Annotated in this window: 2 protein-coding genes; both read right to left on the bottom strand. The window is 22.9% G+C overall.

Translation table 11 applies throughout. The features are described from left to right. A partial coding sequence (locus OC698_RS02975) for an Rnase Y domain-containing protein (RefSeq protein WP_304513209.1) occupies nucleotides 1–1,055 on the bottom strand: 1,055 nt, incomplete at its 3' end. A 425-nt stretch (nucleotides 1,056–1,480) separates the two neighbouring features. Further along, nucleotides 1,481–1,696 (bottom strand): hypothetical protein, encoded by a 216-nt coding sequence (locus OC698_RS02970; RefSeq protein WP_304513208.1) that lies wholly within the window; start codon nucleotides 1,694–1,696, stop codon nucleotides 1,481–1,483. Nucleotides 1,697–2,167: the final 471 nt, after the last annotated feature.

Here is a 2,167-nt window from a genome sequence, read left to right as displayed (position 1 = left end):
CCTGCTAAAAAAGATACTTCTAAAGAATGTTTTAAAACATTTTGTCCATGACTGGTACGAAAATGCAAAGAACCTAATAATTTTATTAATTCTTCATCCAAAAACCCTATTTTAGCCTCTAAAATAGCTTCTTCGCCTATATCTTGAATAAAATTATCAAATTCATCTTGAACCTTGGTAAAAGTTTGTTCTATACTAACAGGCGTAATACGACCATCTAAAATTAAATTTTCTAAAGTACGACGCGCTATTTCCCGTCTTTTAGAATCAAAAGAACTTAATATAACAGTATTGGGTATATCATCTATAATTAAATCTACCCCTGTTATAATTTGAAAAGTTCTAATATTTCTTCCTTCTTTGCCAATAATTCTCCCCTTTAATTCATTATTATCTAAATAAACTATATCCACATTATTTTCGGAAGAAATTTTACGAGATAATTGTTGCATAGTTGATACTAACAAAACATGAGCTTTCTTTTTAACTTGAAATTTATATTCTTCTTCTTGAGATTTAATAAAATTCATAATTTCTTGTTGAGAATTTTTACGAATTTCTTCCATAATAATTTGTTTAGCTTGTTCTTTAGTTAAAGAAGCGATATGTTCTAATTCGTTCTGTCTTTTTATAATAAGATTTTGAACTTTATTTTGCATTTGTTCAATTTGCTCTTGAGAAATATTAATTTTTTGTTCTTTCATGTATAATAATTCTTCTTTATCATTTAAATATCTAGTTCGCGAATTTAACAATTCTTCTTTATGAATAATTTGTTCTTCTAAATTAACAATTATTCGTCTTCTCAAATTCAAATCTTCTTCAACTTCTTTTTTTAAAATATGGATTTCTTGTTTAGCTTTTGATATCATTTCTTGAGCTATTATTTGAGCACTAGAAATTTTTTCTTGAGCTTTTTGTTTGGTCGTTTGTATAATTTTTTTAATTTTTTGTTGATAATAAAAAATTAAATAATACAATAATCCTAAAATAACAATAATTAAGGGCAAGTAAATAAACAAAGCAAGGAACCATTTTGTTGATGTTCCTAACATGATAATAAATTTATGCCTTCCATTTTAATTATTTATTTTCAATATTATTTAAAAATTAATTGATTAAAATATAATGCCAAAAACAAAATAATTTATAATTAAAATTTATTTCATAATTTAAAATAAATAATTTAATTTTTTTAAAAAAACAAAAAAAATAAACAAATTAATTTTTAATTAATTTGCTTATTATAATGAAAATTTATAAAAAACTACATTTAAGTTATTAAAATAATATATTAAAATATTATCAAACACAAATAAAACTATATATATTCTATATAAAAATTAAATTATTTGATTTTCTTAAATGAGTTTTTATGGATAATAGTTAAAATATTTATATATTTTAATTTAAAATAAAGCAACTTTTAAATTTTATGTACTTTAATAAAGTAAGAAATTTTATTCAAAATTGTCAACAACTATCTAAAAGCAAAAATCATTTTAGAAACAAATACACGAACTATACCAAATGAAGCAACAAATAAAGATGTCACATATTTCAAACCAAAACTACGAGGTAATGTTTTTTTAGAAGATGAAATCTCTTTAATGATTTTTACATTATTATTTGAAGATTTTTTTTCGAAGATATTATTTTTTTCATTATTTATTTGATCTAAATTTTTATCTATCAAACTATCAGAAAGTAAAGAAAGTTTTTCGTTCTCTTCGTAATCATAATCTATTAATTGAAGTGAATCTTCATTTGAAATAATAGAAGATATTTGTTCATAAGAAGTATGTTTTGCGGATTCTAAAAAGTTATCGCCATATTCTTTGAATTTTTTTAAGACTTTTTTTTAATGCTAAAATTTTTTGGTGGTTTAATAGATTTAGATTTATCCTCTTGTAAACCCGATGGTATGATTGGTTTTTGTGATTGAGATGTTTTTGTCTTATTAGAATCTCTTGTATCAACTAATTGATCATTAGTTGGTGAAACTGAATTTTTATTTCCCTTCCCTGATTGATCGTTAGGGAATTATTAACAATAGCAAAAGCACGCAAGCGGGATGAGATGAAATATCTAGTCAATAAGTTTTCGCGAGACCAGAAGTTAAGGAAAAGGTGAAAATCCCTAATCAGTTAAAAAGTATGGTCATTTC

It is taken from the genome of Candidatus Phytoplasma gossypii (genome assembly GCF_030586975.1).
Classification (GTDB): Bacteria; Bacillota_I; Bacilli_A; order Acholeplasmatales; family Acholeplasmataceae; genus Phytoplasma; species Phytoplasma citri.
Note: the sequence above shows the minus strand (reverse complement) of the source record. Positions and strands in the feature narration are given on the sequence as shown.